Annotated in this window: 11 protein-coding genes and 3 pseudogenes; all 14 read right to left on the bottom strand. The window is 31.0% G+C overall.

Annotation, left to right across the window (positions count from 1 at the left end):
• Positions 1-40 precede the first annotated feature (40 nt).
• Entirely contained in the window at positions 41-4066 is a 4026-nt protein-coding gene (rpoB, locus tag M9397_RS03095; protein WP_250259697.1) for a DNA-directed RNA polymerase subunit beta, read from the bottom strand.
• Between the two features lie 274 nt (positions 4067-4340).
• Positions 4341-4712: a 50S ribosomal protein L7/L12 gene (rplL, locus tag M9397_RS03090; RefSeq protein WP_250226914.1), complete on the bottom strand. Its 372-nt coding sequence runs from the start codon at positions 4710-4712 to the stop codon at positions 4341-4343.
• A 103-nt stretch (positions 4713-4815) separates the two neighbouring features.
• Positions 4816-5307 carry a 50S ribosomal protein L10 gene (gene rplJ / locus M9397_RS03085; protein WP_250226913.1) on the bottom strand — a complete coding sequence of 164 codons (492 nt, stop codon included), beginning with the start codon at positions 5305-5307 and terminating at the stop codon, positions 4816-4818.
• Positions 5308-5656: 349 nt separating this feature from the next.
• Positions 5657-6361: a 50S ribosomal protein L1 gene (rplA, locus tag M9397_RS03080; protein WP_250226912.1), complete on the bottom strand. Its 705-nt coding sequence runs from the start codon at positions 6359-6361 to the stop codon at positions 5657-5659.
• A 5-nt stretch (positions 6362-6366) separates the two neighbouring features.
• Positions 6367-6798: a 50S ribosomal protein L11 gene (gene rplK, locus M9397_RS03075; RefSeq protein ID WP_250226911.1), complete on the bottom strand. Its 432-nt coding sequence runs from the start codon at positions 6796-6798 to the stop codon at positions 6367-6369.
• Between the two features lie 128 nt (positions 6799-6926).
• Complete coding sequence (gene nusG, locus M9397_RS03070; protein WP_250226910.1) at positions 6927-7472, bottom strand: transcription termination/antitermination protein NusG; 546 nt, start codon at positions 7470-7472, stop codon at positions 6927-6929.
• 1 nt (position 7473) lies between these two features.
• Positions 7474-7848: a preprotein translocase subunit SecE gene (gene secE, locus M9397_RS03065; RefSeq protein ID WP_250259695.1), complete on the bottom strand. Its 375-nt coding sequence runs from the start codon at positions 7846-7848 to the stop codon at positions 7474-7476.
• A 76-nt stretch (positions 7849-7924) separates the two neighbouring features.
• Positions 7925-9109 (bottom strand): annotated as a pseudogene (tuf, locus tag M9397_RS03060) (elongation factor Tu).
• Between the two features lie 63 nt (positions 9110-9172).
• Positions 9173-11290 carry an elongation factor G gene (gene fusA, locus M9397_RS03055; RefSeq protein ID WP_250259693.1) on the bottom strand — a complete coding sequence of 706 codons (2118 nt, stop codon included), beginning with the start codon at positions 11288-11290 and terminating at the stop codon, positions 9173-9175.
• A gap of 166 nt (positions 11291-11456) precedes the next feature.
• Positions 11457-11927, bottom strand: a complete 471-nt coding sequence (gene rpsG, locus M9397_RS03050; protein ID WP_250226906.1) for a 30S ribosomal protein S7 — start codon at positions 11925-11927, stop codon at positions 11457-11459.
• Positions 11928-12067: 140 nt separating this feature from the next.
• Positions 12068-12442: pseudogene (gene rpsL / locus M9397_RS03045) on the bottom strand (30S ribosomal protein S12).
• Positions 12443-14256: 1814 nt separating this feature from the next.
• Entirely contained in the window at positions 14257-14838 is a 582-nt protein-coding gene (locus M9397_RS03040) for an anthranilate synthase component II (protein WP_250226905.1), read from the bottom strand.
• Between the two features lie 410 nt (positions 14839-15248).
• Positions 15249-16247 (bottom strand): annotated as a pseudogene (gene trpS, locus M9397_RS03035) (tryptophan--tRNA ligase).
• A gap of 237 nt (positions 16248-16484) precedes the next feature.
• Positions 16485-17153, bottom strand: a complete 669-nt coding sequence (gene rpe, locus M9397_RS03030) for a ribulose-phosphate 3-epimerase (RefSeq protein ID WP_250259691.1) — start codon at positions 17151-17153, stop codon at positions 16485-16487.
• Positions 17154-17204 lie beyond the last annotated feature (51 nt).

Raw genomic sequence — 17204 nt, 5'->3', positions numbered from 1 at the left:
CTGATAAATATGTCTATTATATAGAGATTATGTTAAAACATTAATCTTCTAGTTCAATATTAATGGCTAAAGAACGAATTTCTTTTAATAAAACATTAAAAGACTCAGGCATTCCAGGTTCCATCGTATGATTGCCATCAACAATATTTTTATACATTTTAGTTCGTCCATTTACATCATCTGATTTTACAGTTAGCATTTCTTGTAAAGTATATGATGCACCATAAGCTTCTAGCGCCCATACTTCCATTTCACCAAAACGTTGACCTCCAAACTGAGCTTTCCCACCTAAGGGTTGTTGAGTTACTAAACTATAAGAACCAGTGGAACGCGCGTGCATTTTATCGTCGACTAAATGATTCAATTTTAACATGTACATATAACCCACAGTAACTTGTCTTTCGAATGCTTCTCCTGTGCACCCATCAAACAATGTAATCTGACCAGAGGCAGGTAATCCAGATAATTTTAAAAGATCCTTAATTTCTTTTTCTGTAGCGCCATCAAATACTGGAGTAGCAATAGGCATCCCTTTTTTTAAATTTTTAGCTAATTTTAATATTTCTACATCTGAAAATGAATTAAGATCAATGTGTTGACGTAAACCTTCTCCTAAATTATATGCTTGTTGCATAAATCTTCTTAATTGATTGGCTTCTTTATGTTGTTGCAACATAAAGTTGATTTTATCTCCAATACCTTTTGCTGCCATACCAAGATGTGTTTCTAAAATTTGACCAATATTCATTCGAGATGGCACTCCAAGAGGATTGAGTACAATGTCTACCGGTATTCCGTGCTGATCGTATGGCATATCTTCGATGGGGTTAATTTTAGAGATTACTCCTTTATTTCCATGTCTTCCTGCCATTTTGTCACCAGGTTGTATTTGGCGTTTTACAGCTAAAAATACTTTAACTATTTTTAAAATACCGGGGGCTAATTCGTCTCCTTGAGTGATTTTACGATGTTGAATTTCTAATTTTTTTTCAAACTCGTGTTTTAAATCAAAATATTGTTTAGCCAATTGCGATAATTGACATTGTTTTTCTACATCTGATAAGACCATATTAAACCAAGTATTGCGATTAGTTTCAAACAATTTCTTTTTATCAATTCCACTGGCTATTAATACATCGTAGACACGATCAAATAAAGCGGATTCAAAGATTTGTAATTCTTCATGTAAATCTTTTTTAATCTGTTTTAACTTATCGGATTCAATTATTAATGAACGTTTATCTTTATTAATACCGTCTCTAGTGAATATTTGTACATCAATTACGGTGCCGCAAACTCCGTTGGGGACACGTAAAGATGAATCTTTTACATCGGATGCTTTTTCACCAAAAATAGCGCGTAATAATTTTTCTTCCGGCGTTAATTGAGTTTCTCCTTTGGGTGTAACTTTTCCGACGAGGATGTCTCCTCCTATGACTTCTGCTCCGATATAGATAATTCCAGATTCATCTAATTTAGATAAAGCTATTTCTCCTATATTTGGAATGTCAGCTGTGATTTCTTCAGGTCCTAATTTAGTATCACGAGATATACAGGTTAACTCTTGAATATGTATACTGGTAAATTTATCTTCTTGTACTACGCGTTCTGAGACCAACATCGAATCTTCGAAATTATACCCATTCCAAGGCATAAATGCAATCCGCATATTTTGACCTAGAGCTAGTTCTCCTAAATCAGTAGACGGACCATCTGCTATAACATCTCCATGTTCTATTGATTCTTCTAAAGCCACACACGGATGTTGATTTATACAGGTATTTTGATTAGATCGAATATATTTTGTTAAGTGATAGATATCAATTCCTGATTCTTCAGTATGTATTTCATTCTTATTAACATGTATTACAATACGTGATGCATCTACATATTTAACGGTACCGCCGCGCTTAGCTACCACAGTAACACCGGAATCTATCGCTACTGCGCGTTCCATTCCAGTGCCTATTAATGGTTTTTCGCTACATAAAACAGGAACGGCTTGGCGTTGCATATTTGCACCCATAAGAGCACGGTTAGCATCATCGTGTTCAAGAAAAGGGATTAATGAAGCAGCAACTGAAACTATTTGTTGTGTGGATACATCCATGTAATCAACTTGGTCTTTCTTAAAAAGACCAGATTCACCTTTATTTCTGCAAGTTACCAGATCGTTAATAAATTCTCCTTTTAAATTTAGGTTTGTATTTGCTTGAGCAATAACGAAATCACCTTCTTCAATTGCAGATAAATAATGAATGTCATTACTGACAACACCATTTTGGACTTTTCGGTATGGAGTTTCTAAAAATCCGTATTTATTAGCTCGAGCATATACAGACAATGAATTAATTAAACCTATATTTGGTCCTTCTGGAGTTTCGATTGGGCAGACTCGACCATAATGCGTGGGATGGACATCACATACTTCAAATCCTGCGCGTTCTCTAGTTAAACCTCCTGGCCCTAAAGCAGATATACGACGTTTATGAGTAATTTCTGATAATGGATTATTTTGGTCCATAAATTGCGATAATTGACTAGAAGTAAAAAACTCTCTTACTGCAGCTGAGATTGGTTTAGCATTAATGAGGTCTTGAGGCGTTAACATATCTAAGTCACCTAAAGATAATCGTTCTTTTACTGCACGTTCTACTCTAACTAATCCAATTCTAAATTGATTTTCTGCCATCTCACCTACAGAACGAATGCGTCGATTTCCTAAATGATCGATATCATCTACTTCTCCTTTACCGTTTCTAATATCAATCAATTTTTTTATTACATCAACAATATCATTTTTTTTTAATATCCCTAAATCTTCTATTTGTGCTCGTTGTAATGAACGATTGAATTTCATTCTTCCTACAGACGACAAGTCGTAACGTTCTTCTGAAAAAAATAAGTTTTCAAATAAATGTTCAGCAGCTTCTTTAGTTGGTGGTTCTCCTGGACGCATTACACGGTAAATTTCTACTAATGCATCAACTCTATTTGTAGTTGTGTCAATACGTAAAGTTTCAGAGATATAATTACCATAATCTAGATCGTTGCTGAATAATGTTTCTATGGATTCATATCCTGATTGAATTAGGTTGTGTAATATATCAGTAGATATTTCTGTATTAGCTGTGACAATAGGGGTATTTGTATTTTTATCAAAATAGTCTTTGATAACAACTTTTCCAATTATATAATCTATGGGTACTTCAATTTTTGAAATTTTGTCTTTTTTTAATTGACGGATGTGTTTAGCTGCAACACGACGTCCCTTTTTGACATATGTAACACCATTAACAGTAATATCAAAAGATGCTGTTTCACCACGTAATCTTTCAGGGATCAAATGCATATATAATGTATTATTTTGAATTTCGTATATTACTTTGTTAAAGAATATATTTAAAATTTGATCAGTAGTGTAATTTAAAGCACGTAATATTACTGTTACTGGTAACTTGCGTCGTCGATCAATGCGAACAAATAAATTGTCTTTTAAGTCAAATTCAAAATCTAACCAAGATCCACGATATGGAATAATACGTGCATTATATAATACTTTACCAGATGAATGTGTTTTTCCTTTATCACTATCAAAAAATACACCGGGACTTCTATGTAATTGAGATACAATAACTCGCTCGATACCATTGATGATAAAAGTACCATTGTTAGTCATAAGAGGAACTTCACCCATATATACTTCTTGTTCTTTAGTGTTTTTTATTATGTTATTTAAACCATCGCGTTCATAAATAATTAAACATAGACGCACGCGTAACGGGGCAGAAAAAGTGGCGCCGCGTGTTTGACATTCTTTTACATCAAATGTTGGTTCTCCTAATTGATATTGGATGTATTGTAATTCAGCGTTTCCATTATAGCTTTTAATGGGGAAAACAGATCTAAGAGCCGCTTCTAATCCACATTGTCTTTCTGGATCTTGTTTAATAAACTTTTGAAAAGAATCAATTTGAATAGAAAGCAGGTATGGAATATCTAAAATTTGAGGGCGTTTTCCAAAGTCTTTACGAATACGTTTTTTTTCAGTATAAGAATACACCATACAGTTCCCTCGATAGTTAATATGGGTGATTGTTTTTTAAGAAACAAGCTATCTGTTGCTATATAATAAATAATATAGTGATGAACTTACTATGTCTTACTTTAAGATGTAGACATATAAATCATGTATGTATTTTATTTTCTAAACGAATATATAATTTAGAAGTATCATATTTTATTATTTGTTAAATACTAAATACCATTTCCATATATATGGAAATAAAATCTTATATATAGCCAACAAACACATCAATAATAAATTGTTGGATTTGTTTTCATTTTATTTCGACAGATGCACCTATTGTTTCTAGAGTTTTTTTTAGGGTTTCAGCGTCATCTTTGTTTATTGATTCTTTTAAAATGACAGGCGCAGATTCTACTAATTCTTTAGCTTCTTTTAATCCTAGACCAGTGATACTACGCACAGTTTTAATGACAGGAATTTTGTTACTGCCAATAGCAGTTAAAAACACATTAAATTCGGTTTGCTCTTCTACGATTGTTGCTGAAGAAGTATCAGGTGTAACAGTAGCTAATGAAGTTGCAGATACTCCAAATTTTTCTTCCATCATAGAGGTCAGCCGGACTATATCCATAACAGACATATTGGAAATAGCATCTAAAATTTCTTCTTTTGTAAGAGACATAAAAATTTCCAAAAATATAAAATATTGAAAATATTACATAATTAAAATCATTGTGTATTCAAAATACCTACAATATTTTTTATTAAACAACTTAAATTATCATTTATCTTTTTTGATGAGATAATATATGTAAAATATGTATTAAATTTATTATACCACTTGTTTTTATAATCGTAATGAATCTAATAATAGATTCATTACGATTAGGTAAATTAGACAAGAGATTTATTTGAGACGCAGGAATAAATTTCCCTTCGAAAGCTGCGCCTTTTATTTTAAAATGCTCATATATTTTAGTAAATTTTACAAAAACTTGCGCGGCATCACGAGGTTGATGCACAGAAAATGCAATAATGTTTTGCCCTGTTAGAACTTCTCGCAAACATGTTAAAGACGTATTTTCAATTACTTTTTGCATGAGCGTATTTCGAACAACATGTATGTGCACATTAAGATCACGCGCTTCTTTTCTTAATTTAGTTACTTCATTAACAGCAATACCACTCAAAGATGCCACCACGGCAGATAAAGCTCTTTTTGCTGTTTTATGGATTGTACAGATAATTTCTTCTTTTTTTTTCAGATTTAATGCCATTAATAAACACCGTTCTGTAAATCTATACGTATAGATACATGAATGAGCTAATCATAAATTTATTGCATGTTCATAAAACTAATTCAAACTATGTGTTATTAAATATAAAAATTTTTTAAATTAGTGTTAATCGTCTGTATCTATCGGATAGGTAATAAATGTAATTATATAAATTCAGGATAATTAATAATCGTGAATATGTGTAATACATGTCTCATAATAATAAAAATCCCAAAAAATTATGTTAACATCCATTAACATAACACAACGGTCTCCGCATTTTCAATGAGATTTTAAACTAATTTGCAGATCATGTAAAGAATCTTATTAATAAAACTATCAATATTAATTAGGTTGTAACACAAAGACTGTTTTGATCTATAGATATAGATTTACTCATAGTAGTGGCAATAGTTATTTTTTTAATATATGTTCCTCTATATAGGACTGGTTTAGATTGTTTTAAGGATACTATTAATGCTTCTAAGTTTTCTTTAAGTTGTATGATATCAAAATTAATTCTTCCGATAGTAGAATGAATAATTCCGTTTTTATCATTTTTATAACGTATTTGACCCAGTTTAACATTTTTGACTGATTCTGCTATATCATGAGATACAGTGCCCATTTTAAGGCTAGGCATTAATCCTATTGGTCCTAAAATAGGGCCTAATTTGCTTACTATATTCATGACATCAGGCGATGCAATTACTACATCTGGTCGATATTTTTTATTTTTTATTTGATCATATAAATCTTCTAGTCCAGCTATATCAGCTCCTGCATTTTTAGCTGATACTATATTGTCTCCTTGAGTGAAAACAGCAACATGAATATTGCGACCAATACCATGTGGCAGAATCACATTATTACGTATATTTTGATCAGATTTACGCGCATCAATTCCTAAATTAATAGCGGTATCAACACTTTCAATAAATTTAACTCTTTTCATTTTTTTTAATAATTTTAATCCATCTAACACATTGTATTGTATAGATGTGTCTACGCAATTTTGCATCATACGCATTCTTTTGCTTAATTTATCCGTCATATCAATTAATCTTCCACTTCGAGCCCTATAGAGCGTGCTGTACCTATGATAGAACGCGATATTGATTCTATATCAGCTCCTGTCATATCAACAGCTTTAATTTTTGCAATCTCATAAATTTGAGTGCGCGATATTTTCCCAATATTTATTATATTTGGTTTTTTGGATCCAGATTGAATATTTGCTGCTTTTTTCAATAATATTGAAGCAGGAGGAGTTTTAGTAACGAATGAAAAAGAACGGTCACTGTAAACAGTAATGACAACTGGTATTGGTAATCCTGTTTCAAGTTGTGCGGTATTTTCATTAAATGCTTTACAAAATTCTATGATATTAACGCCTTGTTGTCCTAAAGCAGGTCCAATAGGAGGGCTGGGATTGGCAGCTCCAGCAGAAATTTGCAGTTTAATGTATGATTTTATTTTTTTTGTTGCCATATTTATTGTCCTAGCCAATAATATTTTCGGGTTTTATTTTGATTGATGACATGTTAATTATAACCACGAAACAATGATTATTTTTTCTGTGTAAGTTAAATATATCATTTTTATCTGCTAATTGTATATTAAGATTTTTCAACCTGAGAAAAATCTAATTCTACTGGAGTGGCTCTTCCAAAAATAGAAACTGATACTTTTAGCCGATTTTTTTCATAATCTACTTCTTCTACTACCGCATTAAAATCAGAAAAAGGCCCATCACTGACGCGAATAAGTTCACCAGGTTCAAATAACGTTTTAGGGCGAGGTTTATCACCTATTTGTTGTAATCGATTCATAATATCATCAACTTCCTTATCTCCAATAGGAGCAGGTTTATCACATGTTCCTCCAATAAAACCCATAACACGTGGTACACCTTTTACTAAATGCCAACTAGAATCATTCATGATCATCTGCACCAGTACATAGCCGGGAAAAAATTTACGTTCACTTTTTCTACGTTGTCCAGATCGCATTTCAACTACTTCTTCTGTTGGGACCATAATTTCACCGAACATTGCATCCATATTATGTAGTTTAATATGCTCACGTAAGGAATGAGCTACACGATTCTCAAATCCAGAAAATGATTGAATAACATACCAACGTTTCTTTAAAGTTTCAGTCATATTACAGCCTCAGCCCAAATGATATCACATGAATTAAAATAGTATCTAATCCCCATAGTAATAATGACATAATTATAGTTACTCCTATTACGATTAGAGTAGTGTTGAAGCCATCTTGATAAGTAGGCCATACTACTTTCCGGAATTCAGTACGTGATTCATTTCCAAATATGATTATTAGTTTTCCTATTTTAGTAGTTGACGCAATGTATATAGCAGCAATAATGATAACAAGAATTACTATGCTTCTCGCTACAACACTGTAATTGTGGCATACGTAATTTCCAATAATAGATATCGCAACTAATCCTGCAATGCTAATCCATTTAGTTATTTCTGATGCAAACATTTTTTTTTTTATTTTCATTCTTTCCATGCATATCAATACATTACTATATTATTATAATATATAGCTATCATATGATTACAGAATCATATATATCACTATATAATTAAAATATAATTTTAGATACAATGCCGGCTCCTATAGTACGACCACCTTCTCTAATAGCAAATCTAAGACCGTCACCCATAGCTATCGGAGCGATCAAATGAATCATCATTCTAATATTATCGCCAGGCATCACCATATCTACCCCTTCTGGTAATTCAATGGTACCAGTAATATCTGTAGTACGAAAGTAAAATTGAGGACGATACCCTTTGAAAAATGGTGTATGTCTTCCTCCTTCATCTTTATTTAAAATATACACTTCTGATTCGAAATGCGAATGCGGCTTGATATATCCAGGTTTAGATAGAACTTGCCCGCGTTCTACTTCATCTCGTTTAGTACCACGCAATAAAACACCAACATTTTCTCCGGCACGCCCTTCGTCTAATAATTTTCTAAACATTTCCACTCCAGTACATGTGGTTTTTATTGTATCTTTTATACCAACAATTTCTATTTCTTCTCCTACTTTGATAATACCGCGTTCAATACGACCAGTTACAACTGTACCCCGACCAGAAATAGAAAATACATCTTCAATGGGGAGCAAAAATGGTTGGTCTATAACACGTTTAGGTTCTGGGATATAATTATCCAATACATCTGATAATTCTAAAATTTTATTAGACCATATTTCGTCATTTTCTAATGCTTTTAAAGCAGATCCTCGAATAATTGGTGTTTTGTCTCCTGGAAAATCGTATTGAGATAGTAATTCTCGCATTTCCATTTCTACTAATTCTAATAATTCTTCATCATTTACCATGTCGCATTTATTCATGAACACAATAATGTGAGGTACTCCTACCTGCCTAGCTAATAAAATATGCTCACGGGTTTGTGGCATGGGTCCATCAGTGGCGGCTACTACTAAAATTGCGCCATCCATTTGCGCAGCTCCAGTTATCATATTTTTGATATAATCAGCATGCCCGGGGCAGTCAACGTGCGCATAATGTCGATATGCCGTATCATATTCAACATGAGAAGTATTTATGGTAATTCCTCATGCTTTTTCTTCTGGAGCATTGTCAATTTGATCAAAAGCACGTGTATAACCACCATATTTTTTGGATAAAACAGTGGTTATAGCGGCAGTTAGAGTAGTTTTTCCGTGATCTACATGGCCAATAGTGCCTACATTAATATGTGGCTTTACGCGTTTAAATTTTTCTTTGGACACCTCTAAACTCCTTAGGTCTATTTTTATAATTTTTCAAAAATCATTGAACCTAAATATTATTTATTATTGTTTAATTTGACGAGAATTTATGATAATTTGCGCTATACTGTTAGGCACTTCGTTATATTTTAAAAACTCCATGGAATAAGGAGCACGTCCTTGAGTTTGTGAACGTAAACCGGTAGCATAACCGAACATTTCAGATAAAGGAACTTGAGCGCAAATTATCTTGCCACTGATTGTAGAATTCTCTAAACCGCTGATCATTCCTCTTCGGCGATTTAAGTCTGCAATAACATCTCCCATGTAATCTTCAGGTGTTTCAATTTCTACATTCATAATAGGTTCTAATAATACGGGATGAGCTTTCATGAATCCTTCTTTAAATGCTATAGATCCTGCTATTTTAAATGCTATTTCTGAAGAATCAACCTCGTGATAAGAACCGTCAAAAATAGCTACACAAACATCTACAATTGGGTATCCAGCGAGAATACCGTTATTTATTTGTTCCTGTATACCTTTATCTACAGCAGGTATGTATTCTTTAGGTACGACTCCTCCTACAATTTCATTTAAAAATTTATAATTTTCTTCTTCATGTGAATGCATAGGTTCAATGCGTAACCAAACATGTCCGAATTGACCTCGACCTCCTGATTGACGAATAAATTTACCTTCTTGTTTTACACTAGTTCGAATGGTTTCTCGATAAGCAACTTGAGGTTTACCTACATTAGCTTCAACATTAAACTCTCTTTTCATACGTTCTACAAGAATTTCTAAATGCAATTCACCCATTCCAGCGATGATAGTTTGCCCGGAGTCTTTATCGATCCATACACGAAACGATGGATCTTCTTGAGCTAAACGACTTAAAGCTAAACCCATTTTTTCCTGATCTGATTTAGTTTTAGCTTCAACCATCACAGAAATTACGGGTTCTGGAAATTCCATACGTTCAAGTATAATTGGGGAAGATGGATCACACAAAGTATCTCCAGTATCAACATCTTTTAAACCAATAGCTGCAGCAATATCGCCCGAATGAACGGATTTTATTTCTTCTCTTTTATTTGCATGCATTTGCACTATTCGACCGAATCGTTCACGTTTTGATTTTATGGGGTTTAAAACACTATCTCCGGAGCTCACTACGCCTGAATAAACTCGAAAAAAAGTTAAGTTTCCTACAAATGGATCAGTAGCTATTTTAAAAGCTAAGGCCGAAAACGGTTCGCTATCATTGGCATGACGCTGCACTTGAGTAGATCCGTCTTTTAGTACACCTGTGATAGATGTTATATCACTTGGGGATGGTAAGTATTCTACAACAGCATCTAGCATAGCTTGTACCCCCTTGTTTTTAAAAGCGGATCCACATGTTACTAATATGATTTCGTTGCTTAATACTCTTTGACGTAACGCTTGTTTAATTTCTTGTTCTGTCAATTGACCTTTATTAGATAAATATTTATCCATTAATTCTTCAGATGCTTCAACAGCAGATTCTATTAAATGCTTATGCCAAACATCTGATAATTCTATTAAATTATCAGGTATTTCACTATAACTAAAAGTGACGCCTTGATCTGATTCATTCCAGTGAATAGCTTTCATTTTGATCAAATCTATAATGCCAGTAAATTTATCTTCTGAACCTATAGCTAATTGAATAGGAACGGGATTAGCAAATAATCTAGTTTTTAACTGTTCTACAACTCGTAGATAATCTGCGCCTACTCGATCCATTTTGTTTATAAATGCAATACGTGGTACTTTATATTTATTTGCTTGACGCCACACTGTCTCAGATTGAGGTTGTACGCCTCCTACAGCACAATAAATCATTACTACCCCATCAAGTATACGCATAGAACGTTCTACTTCAATGGTGAAATCCACATGTCCAGGAGTATCTATAATATTAATACGGTGCGACTTAAATTGATTAGCCATTCCTGACCAAAAACAGGTAGTAGCTGCAGAAGTAATTGTGATGCCCCGTTCTTGTTCTTGTTCCATCCAATCCATAGTTGCAGAACCAGTATGAACTTCTCCAATTTTATGATTTACGCCTGTATAAAATAAAATTCGTTCAGTAGTAGTAGTTTTTCCAGCATCAATATGTGCGCTTATCCCAATGTTACGGTACCGCACGATCGGTGTTACACGAGTCATTAATATCCTCAATAATATTGTTATAATTTAAAGAAAAATGTTGCTCTATTTTGAAAGATTATTGTTTTATGCAGCGTTTCAATATGTTTGAATAAATAACACTTAACAGTTCAATCATTATTAGAGGTGAAAAAAAAATCAGATGATGTTTATTCAGAAAATTTTATTACCAACGATAATGGGCAAAAGCTTTATTAGATTCTGCAACACGATGTATTTCTTCACGTTTTTTAACAGCATGCCCTCTACCCTCTATAGCATCTACAAGTTCACTCGCTAAACGTAATTCCATAGATTTATCATTTCTTTTTCGAGCAGCTTCAATAATCCACCGCATCGCTAGAGTATTTCTACGTACGAGACGCACTTCTACTGGCACTTGATAAGTAGAACCACCAACACGTCTAGATTTTACTTCTACAATTGGGCGCACATTGTTTAGAGCTATCTCGAATGCTTCTAAACGGTCTTTATTAGATTGTGTAAATAGAATATCTAAGGCAGAGTATACTATTGACTCTGCAATAGATTTTTTCCCGTTTAACATCAAAATGTTGATGAACTTTGCCAAAAGATCAGATCCGAATTTTGGATCTGGAAGAATATTGCGTTTTGTAATGATGCGACGACGTGGCATTAATTATAATTCCTATTGGACTAATAAATATCTTTATTTCAACTAAAAATAGTTAATAAAAAATTATTATATTTTAACTAACTGAACCGTTCTTTAATTTAGTTTAAATTAAAAAAATAAAAAAGATTTAATATTTCAAGCTATGATTTTGGTTGTTTTGTTCCGTATTTCGGCGACTTTTCTTACGGGAATTCACTCCTGCACAATCAAGAGCGCCACGAATAACATGATACCGAACACCTGGAAGATCTTTAACTCGCCCCCCCTCGAATAAGAATTGTAGCGTGCTCTTGTAGATTATGGCCTTCTCCTCCGATATAGGAAGTTACTTCCAATCCATTAGTTAAACGAACACGACATACTTTTCGTAATGCAGAATTTGGTTTCTTTGGGGTAGTAGTATATACGCGCATGCATACCCCCCTTTTTTGTGGGCAGGCTCCCAACGCTGGTACATTACTTTTAAAAGTTTTTATTGGACGTGCATTACGAACAAGTTGATTGACTGTTGTCATTATTAAAATCTCCACTTTTTTGATAAAACTATACCTCAAATAAATATATGTGTATTGATTTTTATTTGTTGTTATTCCTTCCTATAGCTTTAATAACAAACAACGATACTATTGTTAGTGAATTGTAGTTCAATAAAAATCATAGCAAGAAGTGGTATGATTATCCACTAAGTTTGGTTAAGAACACACACTGCATAAACAAAAACGATGTTAATGTATTCATCTTTTTATAAATAACTATTAAAAACGAGTATTTTAATAAAATTTTCCCTATTTTAGGAACATGAGAAGATGACTATTTAATAAATATAACATCATTGACCATACTATATGGTATTTGTAACAAAGTAGTGTTGTAAATAATAATACTGTATTTTATGTTAAAGAACAGTTGTGGGCCAGACATAGCATTGTGTTTTTACCTTGTTTATTTAGTTATATCGTAATAACAACATATTCGGTAATTAATCACATTTTTAAAAATTTATAGAAATGTAAATAATTGTGGCAAAGCATATTAATATGTAATATTCATCAGATTTTAGGAATAAATCACCCTAACATTTCCTAAACTTCTTTTATCAGATTAACAGATAATACCGGTAAGAGCAAGAGAAATAATAGAAATGAATAAAATGAATTTAACAAAAAATGATTTCATAGTTTATACCTATTATAAGATAATTTTATGTTTTATATAATTACGATTACTGTATGATTTTATTAATTTTTGAGTATATACATTTAAATATACATATCTAAATATACAAATTTAAATATTTGAATAATATTCATTTTATGAATATAAAATGTGGCATAATGCATTTTGCATCAATGATTTAACAGATTTATATTTTTTAAAAATTTTTTAGTTTATGATGAAGATGCACGAGACATTTCAATATTTTGAAATTTAATCATTTAAATATAATGATATATTTATTGTAGGTGAATACAATTTAAATATTTTATAATATTAGAACTGAAATATTGTAAATATATATATTGACAGATTATGAATTGAAAGTATTTCCTATGTGTATTAGGAAATGATAAAAAAATTTTTTAATTTTAATTATTTATATTTTGTGATTTTTAGTGTTAACATCGCAACTGTTTTGATAATCAGTTGTAATTACGTATTAAAATGGTACAATTATGTAATTAAAATTAAAAAATTTTTTTTATTATTTAACTCAGATGAGTTATAGTATTTTTAATTTGGAGTATCATTGTATAATTTATAATCAATATAATTGTTTATAAATTGAATTATAAGTTATTTATGGCATATTTTGTGTCTAAAGATTAATATGACTATAATCTTCAACATATTTTAAAAATATATTGTTTGTATAAATTTTTGTATTCAGATCATAAAATGAAAAATTATGTATTGTATTTTATATTAAACATTATGTATTGTATATTATATTAAAATTACTGTTATCTATGCATATATTAGATACAATCGATTGATTTATATTTTTCATTAGTGAAGGAAATAGCATAATTAATTTGAAATTTTAATAAATAAACTAATTATAAAATGTATATGCAGTGTATGATTGAATTCAATTTTAAATGAAGGACAATTTTTAATATTTCATTAAATAAGTTACACTAAAGATTAGTATAAAAGTCATACATTCATCTTATTTTAAAAATAAGATGAATGTATGAAGATAAACATTTATTTTTATTTATCAAATATACTAAATATGTTTTTGGAGTGTAGCATCATGATTTATAATTACTGCAAATAACAACAATCACATTTAAGTTTTTAACAAATTTGAAAAAATATTATGAAGTTAATACTTCATGAAATTGTTTAATATCTGATATCCTTGTTCACTTAAGATACTTTCTGGGTGAAATTGCACACCTTCCACGAATAGATTACAATGGCGAATACCCATGATTTCGATACATTTATCATCAACTTTGTTCCATGCAGTTATTTCTAAACATGATGGCATAGTGTTTGGATCTATTACTAGGGAGTGATATCGAACTACATTTAAAGGTTGTGTTACCTCATTAAATATTCCGTTCCCATTATGATGAATTAAAGAAATTTTACCGTGCATTACTTTTTGTGCATATTTTAATTTAGCTCCGAAAAACTGAGCTATAGCTTGATGTCCAAGACATACCCCAAGGATGGGTATTTTTTTATGAAAATAATAAATTGCATCTAAGGAAACACCCGCGTTGTCTGGCGTACCAGGTCCAGGAGAAATTACCAAACGTTCGGGAGATAATTGATCGATATCTGTAGTATTTAAAGAATCGTTTCTTCTAACTTCCACGATACCGCCCATTTCTCTAAAGTATTGATAAAGATTCCAAGTGAAAGAATCATAATTATCAATGATAAGGATCTTATTCATTATAGTTCTATAATTAGATGTAATAATAGGTTTAATTATGTCATGGTCATGTAGTTAAAAGTTTCAGATCATGGTCTTACAGATTAAGTTAATCATTAAGTAAACAATAGTACTCAAAAATGTATTTTATATTTATTGCGTTAAAGGTAATAATAATGAATACATAAAATACAATTTATTTACATATAAATAATATAAATTAAATACAGTTGTAATTGGTACATTAAATTTTTTATTTATTTTCAATAACCAAAATTAGTATGGATGATTAATTTGTGTGTTCTGTAATAGATATTAATTTATGAAATTAATAATCTGATGAAGATATTGTTACATGTGTATTTTGATAAATTTTAACAAATATACATATTGCCGTTATTAATATGATAATTTTAAATTGATTATTTTAATTAATTTCTCAATCCTATTGCTTTATACACTTTGTTTAAAGTAGCATTAGCTCTTTTTTGTGCTTTTTTTGCTCCTACATATAATATATTACGTAATTTGTCTTCGTTAACACGTTCAGTATAATAACGACTTTGTAATTTTTTTAACATCGATGATACTGATTTAATAATTTCATTTTTTAACTGGGAATACGTTTTGTCTTTAAAAACCTCTTCTAAACACATAATAGTTTGATCACTTATTCCAGAAAGTATTTCTAATAAATTAGAAATACCCGGTTTGTTAACAGGATCATATTTAATCATGGGGGGTTCATCAGTATCGGTAACAGCGTGTTCAATTTTTCTTGATACTATATTAATATCGTCTAAAAGAGTAATCGTATTACCAGGTCTACTATCTGATTTGGACATTTTTTTATTTGGTTCTAATAAAGACATAATACGAGAACCACGTGTAGGAATAAATATTTCTGGAATAACGAAAATTCTTCCGTATGCATGATTAAAACGTTCGGCAATGTTACGTGTTAATTCTAAATGTTGTTTCTGGTCAAAACCAACTGGAACTAAATTAGTTTGATATAATAAAATATCTGACGCCATTAATACTGGATAGTTAAATAGCCCGATATTAAGATTTTCTTTTTGTTGTTTTAATTTTTCTTTAAACTGGGTCATACGATTTAGTTCTCCAAAGTACGTATAACAATTTAATAACCAATTTAATTGACTATGTTCTGGAACATGAGACTAAATAAATATTATACTGTTATTAGGGTCAATGCCGCATGCCAAATATAAAGCTAATGTATCTAATGATGTTTCGTATAATTGGTGTAAATTATGCCGATTTGTAATTGCATGTAAATCTACTATACAGTAGATACATTGATAATCGTACTGCATTTTAACCCACTGACGTATCGCTCCGATATAATTACCGATAGTAAGTTTACCTGATGGTTGAGCCCCACTAAATAAAATTGGTTTATTCATACAGATATGTTCCATAGTGTTTATAATAAAACAAATAAAATGTTATTATTGTAAGGTTGCATAATAAAAACATGTAATTTGTATGATTATTAAATTACATAACTTAAAAATAGAATTATTTTATAAAATAAATAAATAATACATTAAATAATTTTTTTTTACATAGAAAACTATGGTAACAACATATAATGTTGCCTTTAATTATTTATCTACGAATAAAATACTAAACATCTTTCGTTATTGATTTCTCAAAACAGATCGAAAATCATGCATAACCTTGTAATAATTTGAAGATCCAAAGATGGCTGACCCTATAACAAACGTGTTTGCTCCGGCTTTTAAAATTGAATGTATGTTTTTTATATTAATGCCTCCATCTACTGCTAGATCAATATCATAATTGGAATTATCTATGAATTGACGTGTTTGACGTATTTTATTTAAAATCATAGGAATAAATAGTTGTCCGCTAAAACCAGGATTGACTGACATTAATACAATTAGGTCTATTTTATGCATTACGTATTCCAGACAGTTAAGGGTAGTACTAGGATTTAAAACTAATCCCGCTTTACATCCGTATTCTTTAATCAATTGTAGTGATCGATCAATATGTTCTGTTGCTTCTGGATGAAAACTAATATAATTTGCTCCAACAGCAGCGAAATCCGAAATTAATCGATCTATTGGTTTGGCCATTAAATGTACATCGATAGGGATATTAATGCCGTAATTACGTAGTGACCGTAACACCATAGATCCTAGGCTTAAATTAGGAACGTAATGATTGTCCATAACATCAAAATGTAAAATATCTGCTCCAGCAGATATCACATTGGTAATATCTTCTCCTAATTTAGAAAAATTAGCTGACAAAATAGATGGAGCTATTAAGAAACGTTTCATGTAATTTCCATTAAAGATGGTATCCTATACAATAGTTTTTTATTTTAATTT

It is taken from the genome of Blochmannia endosymbiont of Camponotus sp. C-003 (assembly GCF_023585685.1).
Taxonomy (GTDB): domain Bacteria; phylum Pseudomonadota; class Gammaproteobacteria; order Enterobacterales; family Enterobacteriaceae; genus Blochmanniella.
Note: the sequence above shows the minus strand (reverse complement) of the source record. Positions and strands in the feature narration are given on the sequence as shown.